14 protein-coding genes are annotated in these 17,120 nt (G+C 64.6%); 7 read left to right on the top strand and 7 right to left on the bottom strand.

Annotated features, from left to right (window positions below):
- Nucleotides 1–2 precede the first annotated feature (2 nt).
- From ACZY1I_RS20230 to coaD, 4 genes are read left to right on the top strand one after another with little or no spacing between them, the layout of a single operon-like run.
- Nucleotides 3–632 carry a vitamin K epoxide reductase family protein gene (locus ACZY1I_RS20230; RefSeq protein WP_463756243.1) on the top strand — a complete coding sequence of 210 codons (630 nt, stop codon included), beginning with the start codon at nt 3–5 and terminating at the stop codon, nt 630–632.
- A gap of 15 nt (nt 633–647) precedes the next feature.
- Complete coding sequence (locus ACZY1I_RS20225) at nt 648–4,031, top strand: pyruvate carboxylase (RefSeq protein WP_463756242.1); 3,384 nt, start codon at nt 648–650, stop codon at nt 4,029–4,031.
- Entirely contained in the window at nt 4,028–4,582 is a 555-nt protein-coding gene (rsmD, locus tag ACZY1I_RS20220) for a 16S rRNA (guanine(966)-N(2))-methyltransferase RsmD (protein WP_463756315.1), read from the top strand. Before ACZY1I_RS20225 ends, rsmD begins: the two co-directional genes overlap by 4 nt.
- Nucleotides 4,583–4,606: 24 nt before the next feature.
- Entirely contained in the window at nt 4,607–5,089 is a 483-nt protein-coding gene (gene coaD / locus ACZY1I_RS20215; protein ID WP_463756241.1) for a pantetheine-phosphate adenylyltransferase, read from the top strand.
- Here coaD and ACZY1I_RS20210 read toward each other — a convergent pair.
- Both ACZY1I_RS20210 and ACZY1I_RS20205 read right to left on the bottom strand, forming a co-directional pair.
- Nucleotides 5,086–6,054, bottom strand: a complete 969-nt coding sequence (locus ACZY1I_RS20210; RefSeq protein WP_463756240.1) for a metallophosphoesterase — start codon at nt 6,052–6,054, stop codon at nt 5,086–5,088. The genes coaD and ACZY1I_RS20210 overlap by 4 nt on opposite strands.
- A gap of 146 nt (nt 6,055–6,200) precedes the next feature.
- Entirely contained in the window at nt 6,201–6,386 is a 186-nt protein-coding gene (locus ACZY1I_RS20205; protein WP_463756239.1) for a hypothetical protein, read from the bottom strand.
- 108 nt (nt 6,387–6,494) lie between these two features.
- Here ACZY1I_RS20205 and ACZY1I_RS20200 point away from each other — a divergent pair, with 108 nt between their 5' ends.
- Nucleotides 6,495–6,896 (top strand): nuclear transport factor 2 family protein, encoded by a 402-nt coding sequence (locus ACZY1I_RS20200; protein ID WP_463756238.1) that lies wholly within the window; start codon nt 6,495–6,497, stop codon nt 6,894–6,896.
- Nucleotides 6,897–6,960: 64 nt separating this feature from the next.
- Nucleotides 6,961–8,019 carry an NAD-dependent epimerase/dehydratase family protein gene (locus tag ACZY1I_RS20195; RefSeq protein ID WP_463756237.1) on the top strand — a complete coding sequence of 353 codons (1,059 nt, stop codon included), beginning with the start codon at nt 6,961–6,963 and terminating at the stop codon, nt 8,017–8,019.
- 3 nt (nt 8,020–8,022) lie between these two features.
- Here the strand turns inward: ACZY1I_RS20195 and purU are convergent, their stop codons facing one another.
- The 3 genes from purU to ACZY1I_RS20180 all read right to left on the bottom strand — a co-directional run bounded on the left by purU (nt 8,023) and on the right by ACZY1I_RS20180 (nt 11,849).
- The gene (gene purU / locus ACZY1I_RS20190) at nt 8,023–8,958 is read right to left on the bottom strand and encodes a formyltetrahydrofolate deformylase (protein ID WP_463756314.1); all 936 of its coding nucleotides are present in this window, start codon (nt 8,956–8,958) and stop codon (nt 8,023–8,025) included.
- 41 nt (nt 8,959–8,999) lie between these two features.
- Nucleotides 9,000–10,337: an HNH endonuclease signature motif containing protein gene (locus ACZY1I_RS20185; protein WP_463756236.1), complete on the bottom strand. Its 1,338-nt coding sequence runs from the start codon at nt 10,335–10,337 to the stop codon at nt 9,000–9,002.
- Nucleotides 10,338–10,586: 249 nt separating this feature from the next.
- Nucleotides 10,587–11,849: a permease gene (locus ACZY1I_RS20180; RefSeq protein WP_463756235.1), complete on the bottom strand. Its 1,263-nt coding sequence runs from the start codon at nt 11,847–11,849 to the stop codon at nt 10,587–10,589.
- Nucleotides 11,850–12,051: 202 nt separating this feature from the next.
- On the opposite strand from ACZY1I_RS20180, the gene ACZY1I_RS20175 reads away from it, so the two are divergent.
- Nucleotides 12,052–12,735, top strand: a complete 684-nt coding sequence (locus tag ACZY1I_RS20175) for an LppX_LprAFG lipoprotein (protein WP_463756234.1) — start codon at nt 12,052–12,054, stop codon at nt 12,733–12,735.
- On the opposite strand, the gene ACZY1I_RS20170 is transcribed toward ACZY1I_RS20175, so the two are convergent.
- Nucleotides 12,643–15,243 (bottom strand): MMPL family transporter, encoded by a 2,601-nt coding sequence (locus tag ACZY1I_RS20170; protein WP_463756233.1) that lies wholly within the window; start codon nt 15,241–15,243, stop codon nt 12,643–12,645. The two genes, ACZY1I_RS20175 and ACZY1I_RS20170, sit on opposite strands and share 93 nt — an antisense overlap.
- Nucleotides 15,244–15,316: 73 nt before the next feature.
- The gene (locus ACZY1I_RS20165; RefSeq protein ID WP_463756232.1) at nt 15,317–17,050 is read right to left on the bottom strand and encodes an AMP-binding protein; all 1,734 of its coding nucleotides are present in this window, start codon (nt 17,048–17,050) and stop codon (nt 15,317–15,319) included.
- Nucleotides 17,051–17,120 lie beyond the last annotated feature (70 nt).

Here is a 17,120-nt window from a genome sequence, read left to right as displayed (position 1 = left end):
TCGTGTCAGCTGAATCCACCGAGCAATCCGGGGAGCTGAAACCGGCCGCTACGCACGGCCTGTCGGTCCCCGCGCTCAGCGCGTGGTGGGTGTTGATCGCGGGCGTGATCGGACTGATCGCCTCCGTCACGTTGACGGTGGAAAAGATCGAGTTGCTGCTCAACCCTTCCTACGTGCCGTCCTGCAATATCAACCCGATCGTGTCGTGCGGCTCGGTGATGGTGACGCCGCAGGCTTCGGTGTTCGGCTTCCCCAACTCGCTGCTGGGCATTGCCGGTTTCACCGTGGTGGTCGTCAGCGGAGTGCTGGCGGTGGCGAAAGTGCCTCTGCCCCGGTGGTATTGGGTCGGATTGCTGGTCGGCGAGCTGTTGGGTGGCGTTTTCGTGCACTGGCTGATCTTCCAGAGTCTGTACCGCATCGGGGCGTTGTGCCCGTACTGCATGGTGGTCTGGGTGGTCACCATGACGCTGCTGGTGGTGACGGTCGCCGTGCTGCTGCGTCCGGTAATCGAAGGCCGGACTGCGTTGCGGTTGCTTGTCCAGTGGCGATGGTCAATGCTCACCTTTTGGTTCACTGCGGTGTTTTTGCTGATCATGGTTCGCTTTTGGAACTATTGGTCGACACTCGTCTGAGTTAAGGGGTCGAACATGATCTCCAAAGTGCTTGTCGCCAATCGCGGCGAGATCGCGATCCGGGCGTTCCGTGCTGCCTACGAGTTGGGCGTCGGGACCGTCGCCGTCTACGCCTACGAGGACCGCAATTCGTTGCACCGGACCAAGGCCGACGAGTCCTACCAGATCGGTGAGATCGGGCACCCGGTGCGCGCGTATCTCTCTGTCGACGAGATCGTCGAAACCGCCCAGCGTTGTGGGGCGGATGCGATCTACCCCGGCTACGGATTTCTCTCGGAGAACCCGCAGCTGGCGGCCGCGTGTGCGGCGGCGGATATCACCTTCGTCGGGCCCGGCGCGCAAGTGCTTCAGCTGACGGGGAACAAGTCCCGGGCGATCGCTGCCGCGCGTGAATCGGGACTGCCGGTACTGAAGTCCTCGGCCCCGTCCTCGTCGGTCGAGGAGCTGGTATCGGCCGCCGACGGAATGCGGTTTCCGTTGTTCGTCAAGGCAGTTGCCGGCGGCGGTGGCCGCGGGATGCGCCGGGTCACCGACAGCGCCGCGTTGCCCGAAGCAATCGAGGCAGCCAGTCGAGAAGCCGAATCGGCTTTCGGGGACGCGACGGTGTACCTGGAACAGGCCGTGCTGCGCCCGCGCCACATCGAGGTGCAGATCCTGGCCGACACCCACGGCAACGTGATTCATCTCTTCGAGCGTGACTGCAGTGTGCAGCGCCGGCATCAGAAGGTCATCGAGCTGGCGCCGGCGCCGAACCTGCCCGCGGAGCTGCGCGAGAAGATGTGCGGCGACGCGGTCGCGTTCGCCCGCCACATCGGGTACAGCTGCGCCGGCACCGTTGAATTCCTGCTCGACGAGAGCGGCGAGTACGTCTTCATCGAGATGAACCCGCGAATTCAGGTGGAGCACACCGTCACTGAGGAGATCACCGACGTCGACCTGGTGTCCAGTCAGTTGCGTATCGCTGCCGGGGAAACGCTGGAAGACCTGGGTCTGACGCAAGAGGCGGTCCGCCTGCACGGCGCTGCGCTGCAGTGCCGGATCACCACCGAGGATCCGGCCAACGGATTTCGCCCCGACACCGGCCGAATCAGCGCATTGCGCACTCCGGGTGGGGCCGGCGTCCGACTCGATGGCAGCACCAACCTGGGTGCCGAGATCAGCGCGCACTTCGACTCCATGCTGGTCAAGCTGACCTGTCGCGGACGGGATTTCCAGACGGCGGTGAACCGGGCGCGCCGGTCGATGGCGGAGTTCCGGATTCGCGGTGTTTCGACGAATATTCCGTTCCTGCAAGCGGTTCTGGACGATCCTGATTTTCAGGCCGGCCGAGTCACCACGTCGTTCATCGATGACCGACCGCAGTTGCTGACCGCACGCACGTCGGCCGACCGCGGCACCAAGATCCTCAACTACCTGGCCGAAGTCACGGTCAACAAGCCGCACGGCACCCGGCCTTCGAAGGTGTACCCGCAGGACAAGCTGCCCGAGATCGACCGTGATGTCGCGCCTCCGGCGGGTTCTCGTCAGCGGTTGCTGGAGTTGGGTCCAGAGGGGTTCGCGCGGTGGTTACGGGAATCGAAGGCCGTGGGCGTCACCGACACCACGTTCCGCGATGCGCATCAGTCGCTGCTGGCCACCCGGGTGCGTACCAGCGGATTGTTGATGGTGGCGCCGCATCTGGCCCGCACGATGCCACAGTTGCTGTCGGTGGAGTGCTGGGGTGGGGCGACCTACGATGTCGCACTGCGCTTCCTGAAGGAGGACCCCTGGGAGCGGCTCGCCGCGCTGCGCCAGGCGATCCCGAACCTCTGCCTGCAGATGCTGTTGCGGGGCCGAAACACGGTCGGCTACACGCCGTATCCGGAGATCGTGACAACGGCGTTCATCGAAGAGGCGACTGCCACCGGTATCGACATCTTCCGGATCTTCGACGCGCTGAACAATCTCGACTCGATGCGCCCGGCCATCGACGCGGTACGCGAAACCGGTTCCGCCATAGCCGAAGTCGCGATGTGCTACACCGGCGACCTGTCCGACCCGGGGGAGCGGCTCTACAACCTCGACTACTACCTGCGATTGGCCGAGGGGATCGTCGAGGCCGGCGCGCATGTACTGGCCATCAAGGACATGGCCGGACTGCTGCGGGCGCCGGCGGCGCACACATTGGTGACCGCGCTGCGCAGCCGCTTCGACCTACCCGTGCACGTGCACACGCACGACACGCCAGGGGGCCAGCTGGGCAGCTACATTGCCGCGTGGCAGGCGGGTGCGGACGCGGTCGACGGCGCCGCCGCACCGATGGCGGGGACCACCAGCCAGCCCGCGTTGAGCTCGATCGTGGCTGCCGCCGCGCGCACCGAGTACGACACCGGCTTGTCGCTGTCGGCGGTGTGCGCGTTGGAACCTTACTGGGAAGCGCTGCGAAAAGTTTATGCGCCCTTTGAATCTGGGCTTCCCGGCCCGACCGGGCGGGTGTACCACCATGAGATCCCAGGCGGGCAGTTGTCCAACCTGCGCCAGCAGGCGATCGCGCTGGGACTGGGGGACCGGTTCGAGGAGGTCGAAGAGGCGTATGCGGGTGCCGACCGGGTGCTCGGCCGGTTGATCAAGGTCACTCCGTCGTCCAAGGTGGTCGGCGATCTGGCACTGGCTTTGGTTGGTTCCGGTTTGACTGCCGACGAATTCGCCTCCGACCCAGCTCGATTCGATATCCCCGACTCGGTACTCGGTTTCCTGCGCGGTGAATTGGGCGATCCGGCCGGCGGATGGCCGGAGCCGTTGCGGTCGAGGGCGCTGGACGGTCGTGCGCCGGCCAAGCCGGGCCCGCAACTGACCGCGGATGACGAGAATGCACTGTCGGCGCCCGGACCGAAGCGGCAGGCCGCGTTGAATCGATTGTTATTCCCAGCTCCCACAAAGGAATACGAAGAGCACCGGGACATCTACGGTGACACCTCGCAGCTGTCGGCCAACCAGTTCTTCTACGGCCTACGCCAGGGCGAGGAGCATCGGGTGCGGCTGGAGCGCGGCGTGGAGTTGTTGATCGGCCTGGAGGCCATCTCCGAACCCGACGAACGGGGCATGCGGACGGTGATGTGCATCATCAACGGTCAGCTGCGACCGATTCTGGTGCGTGACAACAGCATTGCCAGCGCGGTTCCGGCCGCCGAGAAGGCCGACCGCGGCAACCCCGGACACATCGCGGCGCCCTTCGCCGGGGTTGTCACCGTCTCGGTGGCCGATGGCGACAAGGTGAGCGCCGGCCAGACCGTCGCCACCATCGAGGCCATGAAGATGGAAGCGCCGATCACCGCGCCCAGCGACGGCACCGTGCAACGGGTGGCGGTATCGAGCACCGCGCAGGTAGAGGGTGGTGACCTGCTGGTGGTGCTGAGCTGACCCGCATCATCGGCGGCGCCGCCCGGGGCCGTCGGCTTGCCGTCCCCCCGCGGGGAACCCGGCCGACCACCGACCGGGTGCGTGAGTCGTTGTTCAACATCCTGACGGCGCGATTCGAGCTGACGGGTATGGCCGTGCTGGACCTCTACGCCGGATCGGGAGCGCTGGGTTTGGAGGCGCTGTCACGCGGTGCGGTGTCGGCGCTGTTCGTGGAGTCCGATCACCGCACCGCGGCGGTGATCACGCGTAACATCGGCGCATCCGGACTGCCGGGTGCGACAGTGCGCCGGGGCGCCGTGTCTGCAGTGTTGGCAGGTGGTGCGGCCGCGTCGGTGGACCTGGTGCTGGCCGACCCGCCCTACGACGTCGACACATCCGAGGTTGAGGCGGTCCTGGGCCTGCTTGGTAAACACGGCTGGATACGCGACGGAACAGTGGCTGTGATCGAACGAGGTACCAGCAGCGCCCCATTGAACTGGCCGGACGGTTGGTCGGGCTGGCCGGAGCGGGTCTACGGCGACACCCGCTTGGAGTTGGCCGAGTTCGGCTGAGGTGTCCTGCTAGCGTCTTGAGCCATGAGCGGCGCAGTTTGCCCGGGGTCCTTCGATCCAGTCACGTTGGGCCATATCGATGTGTTCGAACGCGCCTGTGCCCAGTTCGACGAGGTTGTCGTCGCTATCCTGATCAACCCCGCCAAGAAGGGCATGTTCGATCTCGATGAGCGGACCGCGCTGATCGAAGAGTCGACCACGCACCTGCCCAACCTGCGGGTGGCGGCCGGGAAGGGTCTGGTGGTCGACTTCGTCCGGGCATGCGGTTTGAACGCCATCGTCAAGGGTCTGCGCACCGGCACGGATTTCGAATACGAGCTGCAGATGGCGCAGATGAACAAGCACGTCGCCGGGGTGGACACGTTCTTCGTTGCGACCGCGCCCCGGTATTCGTTCGTGTCGTCGTCGCTGGCCAAGGAGGTCGCGATGCTGGGCGGCGACGTGAGTGAGTTGCTGCCGGAGCCGGTCAATCGCCGGTTGGCTGAAAAGCTTTCTCGCAGAGACTAGTTCGCGTCGAACTGGTGGTAGTGATCGAGCCGGATCGTTGGCTCACCGGACCACCGGTAGGCCGTCAGTTTGCCGCCCTTCACCGCGCTGAAGTCCACACACGCACAGTGGTCGGTCCAATCACGTTGCGGCTGAGGGTCATCACGGCGCCAGTAGTGGCCGTAGAACACCGGCACCGAACCGCTGTACACGTAGGACCGGTCCTCGGCCCCAACCTCGATATCAGGCAGCGGCGGGTATGGATGGCCGTCTTCGGTGGTGTAAGTGTCAGAAATCTCGGCGATCTCACGCAGCGTCGTCGCGCTGTCATCCCACCAACGGATTCGAGCATTTCCGCGGGGATGGCCGTCTTTGTCTTGGTAGGGCTTCTGGCCGTAATCCGTCAGGCTGATCTCTGGCCCCTTCAGCAGGATCTCGACCGCGGTGTACAGGCGGTCGCCCTTCGTCGAGGCCCGTGCGAGCTGATCTACCGAGTCGAATAGATTCGAACCCAGTTGTTCTGCAACGTATTTCATTGATTCTTCATGCCAGCACGCGTGCACGACGCGGATGTCGCCAAGATCGAGCCAGAGCGGAATGGTCTTGAACCACTCCAGGTAGTCCAACCGCTGTTCGTCGGTGAGCTGGTTGAGGAACGCCTGGTGCTGGTTGTAATTCTTCTCGGTGTGTTTGCGGAGGTAATCGCCGCTGCCTGTGGGCGATTCGATGGCATAGCAGACCGCATTGAACTCGTGATTGCCCATGACGATCTGGGCGCTGCCCGCGTCGACCATCCCTTTGACGATTTCAAGCACGCGGAGCTGTTCACCGCCGCGGTCGACCAGATCGCCGACGAAGATCGCCTGGCGCCGGGGATGCCGGTACGTGCCGGTCGGATCGGTGGATGTGTAACCGAGTTCGGCCAGCAGCCCTTCCAGTGCGGTGGCACAACCGTGAATGTCACCGATGATGTCGTAGTACTGCATGACCTGATCTTCGCACCACGGTCTGACATGTTTTTGCGCGAGAAAGCGGGCCCGGTCGGTGTGTGGAGTGGAGACCAAGGCCCGCTTCCTGATTGTTAGGAGCCCCGATGGTCGCGCCTGGCTTCGCCACGCATGCGATCGCGAGGTTAGCTGGGGTCGAAGCAGGTGTAGAAGGTCTGCGTCGCGTAGTCGTAGCAGGTGTAGGTGCCGTATTCGGGCTGGTGGGTCGGGACAGCGTTGGCGGTGCCGATGGAGCCGCCGAAGGCTGCCAGCCCGATCGCTCCGCTGAGCAGTGACATGCCGGCGAGGGCGCGGATCCGGGTGCTGAACATTTGGTACCTCTCTGTGTGTTTTGTGTTGCGGCCGTTTGCCGTTGAAGCAAGATTGACGTCTGCTGCTTCACGAAAGCTTGTGGGATTCTTGGCGCGTAAAGTGCACGCATGGCGGTGACTGAGGACGCGCTGGCAACGGTCCATGCTTTCGTGGCGGCGGTCGCCGAGCAACGGATGGAAGACGCGCGTGGCCTGCTGGACGATGATTTCGTCGCATACGAGGCGGGCGGCCTACCCTACAGCGGCGAATATCGCGGTCCGCAAGGCTTTTTCGAGCTCATGGCGAGAATGGACGACGGCATGGATGTTGTGCCGGGTCCGACGATGCAATTCTTGTTGACGGACAACACAGTCGCGGTGCGTTTTCGACTGACGTTCACTGCGCGGGCCACCGGCAGGAGCGTCGAGATGGGAATGGTCGAGGTGTACACGGTCAGCGACGGATTGATCGTCGAACTCGACGTCTACTTTAAGGACCCGGCAGCGCTCACTGCGTTGCTGAAGGCGTAGCGCTTTCGCGGTTAGTTGGCTAGCTTCCTTGGAGAAAGGGATGTTGGCCGGACCGAGGATGCCCATGTCGCAGACAGTGCTGGTTACCGGCGCCTTCGGTTTGGTCGGGCTTGAGACGGTCAGGCGCTTCGCCGCCGACGGCTGGCAGGTGGTCGCCGCGGCGCATCACAACGCGGGCGCCTCGTTGCCGCCCGGCGTCCAAATCGGCTGGGCGGATTTGACCGATCCCGAACAGGTCCAGCGCTTGCTGTCCGAGACATCGCCCGACGTGATCGTTCATCTTGCCGCGGTGATTCCACCGTTGATCTACCGCGCCCCCCAACTCGCCCGCAAGGTGAACGTAGACGCCACGTCGCTTCTGGTGCACGCTGCCGAAGCCCTACCGAAACCGCCCCGCTTCGTGCATGCGTCGAGTGCGTCGATCTATGGCTCCCGCAATCCCCATCGTCACTCCGAACGAGTCGGTCTGGAAACGCCGCCACGGCCGTGCGAGCTGTACGGAGGCCAGAAACTCGAAGCCGAAGAGATTGTGCGCTCGTCGAACCTGGACTGGGTGGTGCTGCGGCTTGGTGGCGTGTTGAGCGTCGACCCGAAAGCGCAGTCATTGAGCCTCGAAATGGTGCACTTCGGGAATGCGATGCCGGCCGACTGCCGGGTCCATTGTGTCGATTCCCGCGATGTCGCAACGGCATTCGCGGCGGCGGCACGCGCAGATGTCGTCGGCGAGGTGTTGCTGATCGCCGGCGACGACTCGTATCTGCTGCGGCAGGGCGACATCGGACCGGCTCTGGCGGGCGCTCAGGGCTTGGTCGGATTGCCTCGGTTGGGCCGGCCCGGCAACCCGAACGACGACGACTGCTGGTTTCCGAATGATTGGATGGACGTCACCCGGGCCCAGCAACTTCTCAATTTCCAACAACATTCGTGGCCCGACATGCTTGTCGAGATTCGTGCGAACGCCGGATGGAAGCGTTATCCGATGCGGCTTGTCGCGCCGCTGGTCCGCCGGATCATGAAACGTCTAGCGGCGCATGACAACAAATCCGGACCGTACGCGGACGTGTGGGGAGCGCTGGACGCGAGGTTCGGAAGAACGGCGTTGGACACCGCCAAGCCGGGCTAAGCGTCAGAACACGATCGTCTGGTTGTCGTGCACGATCACGCGGTCCTGGCAGTGCCAGAGCACGGCACGGGACAACACCGCGCGTTCCACGTCCGCGCCGACGCGGACCAGATCGTCGACGGTGTCGGTGTGGCTGACGCGCACCACATCTTGTTCGATGATCGGCCCCTCGTCGAGTACCTCGGTGACATAGTGGGCGGTCGCGCCGACCAGTTTGACGCCGCGTTCCCGGGCGCGTTTGTACGGTGCGGCGCCGATGAAGGCAGGGAGGAACGAGTGGTGGATATTGATCAGCGGGCAGCCGACCCCGTTGAGGAAATCCGGCGTGAGTATCTGCATGTAGCGAGCGAGAACCACCAAATCCACGTTGCCGTTGAGCAATTGGAGCTGACGTTGTTCTGCCTCAGCGCGGGTGTCGCGGGTTGCGGGGACGTGGATGAACGGCACTCCGAACGGGCGGACGCGCTCGGCCAGATCAGGATGGTTGGCAATCACCATGGATACCGTCATCTCGATTTCCCCACGGCGATTGCGCCACAACAGATCCAGCAGACAGTGGTCGTCTCTGGAGGCCATGATGGCGACCCGTTTTGGCTTCGCGGCCTCGGTGAACCGGTAGTCGATGCCGAACTCGTCAGCTACTGTGGCCGCGAACTCGCGCTCCAGGCCGTCGATTGCGGCAGTCAGGCCGGGCAAGTGAAAGATCGCGCGCTGCAGGAACGTGCCGTCCTCTGGGGCGGTGGAATGCTGGTCTAGTGAGATGATGTTGGCGCCTGCCTTCGACAGGAAAGCGCTCACCGCCGCGATAATTCCCGGGCGGTCGTGGCAGCGAAGCAACAACCTTCCGATGTCAGCGGGTGGTCGGGCGCCGGCCGGCCGTTGCGGAAAGTTGCCAGTCTGGCTCGATGTCGACACCCACGGTCCCCTCGCCTCGGAAATTTCGGAGGCAAGGATACCGCCGCGACGGCGGGTAACGGCACCTATGGTTCGTCTTCGTCGTCATCATCGGGTGCCAGCATCTTTTCGGGGTGGTGGAACGTGTTGATGCGTGGCTGGCCGTGGTCGAGGTGGGCGGGTGGGATCCATTCGGTCTCGCCGTTGGCGTTGGTGCGGGTGGTCCAGCCGCTTTCCGCGAGTCGATTGTCCGGTCCGCAAGCCAGGGTGAGGTCGTTGATGTCCGTGCTGTGGGTGTTCGTCCACCCGGTGACGTGATGGGCCTGTGTGTGGTAAGCGGGGGCAGCACAGCCAGGCCTGGTGCAGCCACGCTCTTTGGCGTACAACATGATTCGTTGTGCCGGTGAGGCCAGCCGCTTGGTGTGATAGAGCGCCAAGGGCTTGCTCTTGTCGAAGATGGCCAAGTAGTGGTGTGCGCGAGCGGCCCAGCGGATCACATCCGACATCGGCACCCAGGTGCCGCCTCCGGTCACTGCTCTGCCGGCGGCGGCTTCGAGGTCTTTGAGGGTGGTGGTGACCACGATGGTCACGGGCAGCCCATTGTGCTGCCCGAGCGTTTCGGAGCCGAGCAGACCCCGCAAACCGATCAGCAGTCCGTCGTGTTGGCGTTGGGCTTGGCTGCGGCTGTCGCACTGGGCGGGGCTGTCGTCGTAGGGGTTGGCGGCTCCGGGGGCGGCGAGTTTGGCCCAGATCGCTTCGATGGCGGCGCGCAGTTCTGGGGTGATGAGGCCGCTGATGCGCGACATGCCGTCGAATTCCTGGCTGCCGAGAATGATGCCGCGTTTGCGGGCGCGTTCCTCGTCGCTGTAGTCGCCGTCGGGGTGTAGCAGTTTCATGATTTCGCGGGCGTATCCGCCGACTTGGTCGGGCCGGTAGTCGCGGGACTTGTCGGCCAAGTCGGCTTCGGCGGCTTCGCGGGTGCCCAGGTCGACGGCGGCGGGCAGGTGGGCGAAGAAGCCGCGGATGACCCTGATGTGGCAGTCGCCGATGAGGCCGGCGGCTTGGGCGGCGGCGGTCGCGGTGAGCAGCGGCGCCAGGGTTTCCCCGGTCAGGGCGCGGCGCGGGCCGAGGTCGAAGGCTTCGGCGACGCGGCGGCCGGCTTCGGCTTTGGTGATCCGCAGCCGATCGGCCAGCGCGGCGGGCAGGGTGCCGCCGAGTTCTTCCTTGGTGGCCTGGGCGGCGAGTTGGTTGATCAACGCGTGCTGGGGTGTGCGCAGCCGGCGCGCCACTCGTTCGAGACGCTCTATCGCCCGCATCCGCTCGGGGGTGGTGAACGCATCAAAGCTCAACTCGCACAGTGAATCCATGTCGGCATCGAGAGCGTTGAAGACCTCGACGATCTCCTCACGCGTGCTGCACGACATACCTGAATACTACGAAGCGCCACCGACAAAACGGCTGGCAGTAATCGCAGAATATCAAGCTGCACAACATATTTCGCTTGCCGTGAACCGCGGCACCAATGTGGAACCTAAATGCTGCGCGCTGCGTCTAAGGCCTGCGACCGTGCGCCGTCAGGCCGTCCGCGGCCGATCTCTGGCCGAGGGTGAACTGTCCGACGGCTCAGCGGCGTGTTGTGTCGGCGGATTCACACTCGGCGCAGGCCGAAGGGGCTAGTGGTGCTGGTGGTCGTGGTGGCCCTGATGACCGTCGTGCTCGCCATGCCCATGCTCACCATGCTCACCATGCGAGCCTTCGTGACCCCCATGCCCATGGTGATCGTGCTCGGCATCCGGCGAGCCGCCCATCATGCGCAGCATCGGCATCCCGCCCGATGTGAAGAACCGTGCGACGAGCACCGCGGCGAGAATCAGGAAGAGGATGTTCAACCAGGTGGTGTAGTTCCACGAGATGCCGGCCGACATCACCATCGCATTGCGCTGTTGCGGAATGAGATCGGCTGTGCCGAAGATCAATTCGACCAAATACCCGGCGGCAACCATCGACACGTAGAACGTGCCCAACAAGGTCAGCATCATCCTGGTGCCGTAGTACTTACGGTAGATGTTCAGGATCGGCAGGATCAGCAGGTCGGCGAAGATGAACGCGACGACTCCGCCGAAGCTGATGCCGCCGTTCCACAACACTGCGGCAAGCGGCACATTGCCGATCGAGCAGACGAACGACACGATCGCGACGAACGGCCCGACGATCGGCCCCCACACCACCGACCAGGTCGGGTGAGAGGTCAAAAAGAATTCCTGCCAGAAGGTTTCGGGAACCCACGCGGCGATGGCGCCCGCGATGAACAATCCAATAATCAGATCGCGCAGGATCGCCAACCACTCCATGACGAACACGTGCGAGACCGAGGTGAGGCCGGGCCCGGAGAACAGTCGCTGGAAGAACGTGCCGTCGCCCTGAATGGACATGTCCATGGCCGCATGGCCTTCCATCGACCCGGCGACACCCTTGTCGGCCTGCTCACGTGCTGCGTCGATCAGCCGGCCACGCACAAACAACCGGAACAGCAACGCCAACACGATGATCATGATCGGCCCGCCGACGAACTCGGCCGCGGTGAATTGCCACCCCATCAACAGCGCCAGGATGATGCCCAGCTCCACCACCAGGTTGGTCGAGCCTATTTCGAAGGCCATGGCGGCGGTGAAGTTTGCGCCCTTGCGGAACAGGGATCGCGCCAGCGCCACCGCGGCGTACGAGCACGACGACGATGCCGCGCCGAGCCCGGCCGCGACGGCCAGGGTTCGGGGGCGGTCGTCGCCCATCAGCGACACGATCGTCGAACGACGCACCACGGCCTGGACCACCGCCGACAAGGTGAATCCGAGGATCAGCGCCCACAGGATCTCCCAGGTCATCGAGCCTGTCAGTGCCAACGCGTGGCCCAGGGCCGCTAAACCTTCGCCGATCATCGGGGCCTCCGCTCGCTAGCAACTGTCGGGATTATCACCCATGCTCGGGCGACGTGCGCCCATGTCCAGAAGTTATACCCCTGGGGGGTATAAGTCAATGGTGCGAATTGCAGGAAGAACGCCGTCGTGGCGTTCGGCTCAGCCCAAAACACTAAGCTTGGCGGTTCGTGCGATGGGTCACGCGAGCTGAGACGAGGAAACGATGGAATCACGCGTCACTCCTGTTCTGCTTGCAGTAGTCGCCGCTCTGCTGCTGTTGCTGACGGGATGCGAGTCGCCTCCCAAAGATCCGGACGGACCGTCGCCCACCGGCACCACCGCGGATTCACCGCTGATGGCCGACGTGCGGCAGTCGGTGGATGCGACGAAGGCATTGACCAGTGCGCACCTTGCCGTCCGTACCAATGGCCAAGTCGACAGCATGCTGGGTATCACCAACGCCGACGTCGACATCAAGGCCAACCCGCTGACCGCTAAGGGTTCGTGCACCTACAACGGCCAGGCGGACGTACCGTTCCGGATCAAGGACGACAAGATCTCGGTGAAACTGTTCGACGATTGGACCAATCTCGGCTCCGTCGCCGATCTATCGGCCACGCGCTTGCTCGACCCTGCCAGCGGTGTCGCGAAATTGCTCTCGGGTGTCAACAACGTGCAATCGCAGGGAACCGAGGTGATCGACGGGGTGACCACGAACAAGATCACCGGCACCCTGCAGACCGAGACCGTGAAGATCATCGATCCCGGCGCGAGACAGTCGCGGCCCGCGACGGTGTGGATCGCCCAGGACGGGTCACACCGTCTCGTGCGGGCGAGCGTCGACCTGGGTTCCGGGTCCGTTGAGGTGACCCTTTCCAAATGGAACGAACCGGTCAACGTCGACTAGCGCCACCACCAGCGACAGTGCGAGCAGCCCGAAGACGGTGGCGCTGCCAATCTGTCCGAGAGCGCTGACCAATCCGCCTGACGCCAGGATCAAGCCGAGGCCGAGGACGCCGCCGACCGCCGGGAACGGCGCGACGGCGCGCCGCACCGAAATAACCGAACCCTGGTGGGTAACGAGACCGGCCACCAGGAAAGGGAGGCCGCAGGCCGCGACAATGGCAAAGGACGCCGGCAAGACTGCCGCGTCCACCAGTCGGAACGCCGCGTGCTCACACAGCGCTACGGTGATGCCGAGGCCGGCCGACCACGAGCCCGCCAGCCCGAGTCCGACCGTGAAGCCACCGGCCGCGCCGCGCCACACACCCACGAGCAGCGCTACGGCAAGCACCGTGCCGGCCAACAGGATTGCGTCATGGGTAACCGTCGCGCGTACGGCCGCGGCCAGCTGAGCGCCGCCGGTAACGGTGACCTCGCTGTCGACCAGACTTCCGTACTTGCTCGCGTTGCCGACGGCGGTCGCGATCTGCTGCGCGCGGGCCGCGTCAGCCAGATCCAGCGCGGTTTCATCGGAGTACACGAATAATCGGGTCGCGGTGCCGTCCGAGGAGAACATCGTCTGCCGCACGTGCTGATAGGACGGGTCCGCCAACGCCTTACGCGGCAGATAGAACCCGCCCTCGCCGGTGTTGGCGAAATCGGTGCTGAGGTTCTTCAAGAACGCGGACAACTGGACGACTTGGGGGATGGTGCTCTCGATCGTGGTCTCCAGGCTCGGCACAAATGACCGCAACTGGCTGAGTGCCGACCGCATTTGGGCCACCGCGCGCGGAGTCGAGGTCAGAGCACCGGCGGCGGTAGTCGAACCGGCCGCGATCCGATCGGCGCCGGCCGAAAGTACGTTGATATCGGCGATGACGCGGTCGACGGGATCGACGGCCTTGCGCGCGGTCCGGCACAGGATATCGGCGGTGCAGTCCGGGACGCCGTCGATCCAGCCGCGCACCGGGTCTAGATATCCCGATACCTCGGTAGCGGTGTCCTTGATGTTCCGTGTACCGGACACCACCATGTTGATCGCTTGCTGCATCTGGTTCAGTCCGCCGACACCGGTGGTCAGCGTCAACTCCAATTCATCTACCGAGCCCGACACCTGGTCGAGCACCGCAGCCAACGTTTTGATCGAGGTCACCTGCGGCACGAACGTTGCGGCCTGCCGGTCCAGTTGCTCGCTGAGTCTGCCGGCTGCCGAACTGAGTGAGGCGTCCGACCAGGGGACACCACCGGGCCATGCCGCGGACTGCACCTTGCGGACGCCGGGAATCTCCATCAGCCGGCGGCTTACCGCGTCGATGCCGATGAGACCCCCGGGGTCTCGAAGGTCGTGGTCGGACTTGATCAGCACCACGTCGGGCAGCCGATTGCTCGGCAAAAAGCGCGCGTTGCTGGTGCGGACCGATCCGGTGGAGTTGCCGGAGATGCCCCAGTGGGTCCCGATGACGGGAAGAGCGCAGATCGCCAAGACCACGGCGACGACGAGGGCAGGGCGCGCCACCGGGAGTGAGCGTTTCCATGACGGACCGCGCAACGACTGTTGTGCCTCGACTTTGGCCGCCCTGGCGAGCCCGAGTAGCGCGGGCAGCAATGTCAACGAAGCCGCAAGTGCCGCAACAACTCCCGGTGTCGCGAGGCCGACACTGCGCACCGCCGGCGTCTGGGCGAACAGCAGCGGGCCGGTGAGAAGCAGGGCGGCCGCCCCGGGCAGGCCGAGCGCCGGCAGCAGGGCCCGATAGCCACGCCCCGGCTGCCGCGCAATGAGCAGCGTGGACGTCGTGATCAGCCCGATCGCCAGCACCGCGGCCAGCGCCCAAGAAAACAACGACGAAACGCACGTCAGCGGCCATGCGACCGCAATCGACAGCGCGCCCGTCAACGCCACGGCCACCACCGATCTCGCGGACAGCCCGGCGCGCAGCACCAGCAGCACCGCGATCAGCGCCGCCGCGGCCACGATTCCTGCTGCCTGCCATACCGTCAGCCGCAGGGGAGTGGCGCCCGTGGTGGCCGGGGCCGTGATGCGTGCGCGCAACCCCGGGCTCGCGGGAAGTTTGCGCAGCACTGATCTGGCCCCATCGAGTGACTCCCGGGCCTTATTGGTGCCCGCCTCACCGCGCAACCACAGCACGGCGATCCCGGAGCGTCCGTCGGGGCTGGTTCCCAGCGGCGCGGTGAGTGGATCCGACCACCAGTCGAGCACGGATCCCACGTGCGTGCTGTCGGCCCGCAGGGCACTGATGGCGGACTCGTAGTACTGCTGGTCCGCCGGCCCCATCTGGTCTCGGCCGTCCAGCACCAGATAGGCGATGGCGTCGGTGCCGGTTCCTGGGAATGCTTGTGCGACATGGGAGTTCGACGCAGCGGGCGGCAACGTCGATCCGGAGCCGGGCGCCTTCGCGGGTGTCACGGCGAAGAAGATGTTGGCGGCCAACGCCAGCGCGACCCAGGCAGCCACGACAAGGAGGCCTGCGAGCCGGGATGGGCCGAGGCGCCTTGGCTCTACACTGCCGTCGGCTGACACGATGCGGCTAAACGTCCAGGCGAGCGAATTGATCTTGCCGATACTGCTCGACACACGCGCGTCGTCTCACCTTGCCGCTGGTGGTGATCGGAATCGAGCCGGGCGGTACCAGAACCAGATCCGCAACAGACAGGCCGTGTGAACTCGACAATGCCGAGGTGACTTCGCGCTTGATGGTCACAAGTCGATCGGTCTCGTCATCCGGCCGCTTCTTGAATTCGATAATTGCTACCAGCTTTTCGCTGCTGCGGTCACCGGGAACGGCTATCGCCGCGCAGCGTCCGCGGGTGATCTCCTGGATCGTCGCCTCGATGTCATCGGGAGAGTGGTTTCGTCCGTACACGATCAACAGGTCCTTGAGCCGGCCGAGGATGAACCACTCGCCGTCGATCGTGAAGCCCTGGTCTCCCGTTCTCAGCCACGGGCCTTCCGGTGTGCCTGGGGAGGGGGCCACAATCGTCGCGCCAAAGGTTTGCGCGCTCTCCTCGGGGCGCTTCCAATAGCCGGAAGCGACGTTTTCGCCATGAACCCAGATCTCGCCGACCGTTCCGTCCGGACACTCGGCGCAGGTATCGGCGTCGACGATCCGCATGATCGGTGAGGTCGGCAACACATAGGTGATCAACGCGGTGCCGGCACCGACAGCGCACCTCTTCGCCCGGCCGTCGGCCAATGCCTCCGGGTCGAATTCGGTGAGTTTCGGTGGTGTGTGCGGCTTGCTGTTCGCCACGTACAACGTCGCTTCGGCGAGCCCGTAAGCAGGCCGGACTGCCTTGGGCTGGAGGCCGGCCCGGACAAAGCGGTCGGTGAAGCGCTTGATGGTCGCGGGCTGCACCCGCTCGGCACCGCTGACGACGGTGTTCAGCCTGCCGAGGTCCAACCCGGCCATATCCTCGTCTGAGGTCTTCTTGGCCGCCAGGTCGAAGGCGAAGTTCGGCGCCGCCGAGAACACGGACGGATTGTCGGCCATCATCTGCATCCACCGCGCGGGACGTTGCAGGAAGGATGCCGGGCTGGTCAGGACTGTCGGGAAGCCGCCGATTATCGGCGCGCAGATCCCCATCATCAGGCCCATGTCATGGAAGAACGGCAGCCACGAGACAAGCGTCATGTCGGCGGGTCCGATCCCATCGGTGGGCGCGAAGTAGCCGCCCATCAGCTGCCCGAGGTTGATCCGCAGGTTCTCGTGGGACATCACCACTCCGGCCGGCGTCCGCGTCGATCCGGATGTGTATTGCAAGTACGCGGTGGGCTGGATTCTTTCGTCTCCGCCACTGGAACGGACTTTCGAATCCAGATCCAGGCGGTCGACCTCGATGATGGCGGGAGTCGATTGTCCTTGCGGCGCTGTGACATGTCGGACGACATCGTCAATCACCGCTGATGTAGTGAGGACCACCGTGGGTGTCGCGTCGCGGAGAACCGAGTCGACACGCTCGTCCAGAATGCCGCCCTGCGGAACCGAGAGCGGAACCGCTATCAGCCCCGCCTGCAACGCGCCGAGAAAAGCGACGATGTAGTCCAATCCCTGTGGGGCCAGAATCACCGCGCGATCACCGGGCGAACCGTGCTGACTGAACTCTTTTGCCGCGTTCAGCATCCGCCGATGCATTTGCGCCCAGGTCAGAGTCAGCGCGACGCCATTCCAGTCCTGCTCGAAGTCGAGAAACGTGAACGCCGTGTCATTGGGTTCCAGCTGAGCGCATCTACGCAGCAAGGAGGGAATGGAACGCACACTCATGGGCAAGACGTTACCGGCGTCCCAACGTGGTCAGGCGCCAAATCGCGCCGATGGCGTGTGGCCGGCTCGG

It is taken from the genome of Mycobacterium sp. IDUB_37, assembly GCF_055419245.1.
The sequence above is the reverse complement of the archived record's forward strand: the minus strand, read 5'-3'. Positions and strand labels throughout refer to the sequence as shown.

Coding starts and splice junctions, on each gene's coding strand:
- ACZY1I_RS20185 (WP_463756236.1), bottom strand. CDS start 10,337: ATGTCGTGCAGCACGCGTGAGGAGATCGTCGAGGTCTTCAACGCTCTC.
- ACZY1I_RS20195 (WP_463756237.1), top strand. CDS start 6,961: ATGTCGCAGACAGTGCTGGTTACCGGCGCCTTCGGTTTGGTCGGGCTT.
- coaD (WP_463756241.1), top strand. CDS start 4,607: ATGAGCGGCGCAGTTTGCCCGGGGTCCTTCGATCCAGTCACGTTGGGC.
- ACZY1I_RS20180 (WP_463756235.1), bottom strand. CDS start 11,849: ATGATCGGCGAAGGTTTAGCGGCCCTGGGCCACGCGTTGGCACTGACA.
- ACZY1I_RS20225 (WP_463756242.1), top strand. CDS start 648: ATGATCTCCAAAGTGCTTGTCGCCAATCGCGGCGAGATCGCGATCCGG.
- ACZY1I_RS20175 (WP_463756234.1), top strand. CDS start 12,052: ATGGAATCACGCGTCACTCCTGTTCTGCTTGCAGTAGTCGCCGCTCTG.
- ACZY1I_RS20210 (WP_463756240.1), bottom strand. CDS start 6,054: ATGCAGTACTACGACATCATCGGTGACATTCACGGTTGTGCCACCGCA.
- ACZY1I_RS20205 (WP_463756239.1), bottom strand. CDS start 6,386: ATGTTCAGCACCCGGATCCGCGCCCTCGCCGGCATGTCACTGCTCAGC.
- ACZY1I_RS20200 (WP_463756238.1), top strand. CDS start 6,495: ATGGCGGTGACTGAGGACGCGCTGGCAACGGTCCATGCTTTCGTGGCG.
- ACZY1I_RS20165 (WP_463756232.1), bottom strand. CDS start 17,050: ATGAGTGTGCGTTCCATTCCCTCCTTGCTGCGTAGATGCGCTCAGCTG.